Genomic DNA, 236 nt, shown 5'->3' with positions numbered 1-236 from the left:
CAGCTGATTGCCGCTGGATGAGATCGTTTCAACGAATTCAACCTGGTCCGGGGTAAGGAGGCTGTCTTTCAACAATCCACTCATGCCAATGATGGCGTTCATCGGCGTGCGGATTTCGTGGCTCATCTTCGCCAGAAATTCGCTTTTCGCCAAGCTGGCCATCTCCGCGGCGGCAGCTATGGCGCTCGCGCGCGCCGTGGCTTCTTCCAAATTCCGGTTGCTTTCCCTGAGGCGTT

The 236-nt window shown here is 56.8% G+C and carries 1 protein-coding gene; it reads right to left on the bottom strand.

Translation table 11 applies throughout. The features are described 5' to 3' along the window. Positions 1 to 210, bottom strand: a 210-nt coding sequence (locus tag ACMUOY_RS20765) for a histidine kinase dimerization/phospho-acceptor domain-containing protein (protein WP_413894599.1), incomplete at its 3' end; no start/stop codon positions are given. Positions 211 to 236: the final 26 nt, after the last annotated feature.

Origin of the sequence: Candidatus Skiveiella danica, assembly GCF_022705245.1 — a bacterium.
GTDB lineage: Bacteria > Pseudomonadota > Gammaproteobacteria > Burkholderiales > Burkholderiaceae_C > Skiveiella > Skiveiella danica.
This window is presented reverse-complemented; position numbering and strand designations above follow the sequence as displayed.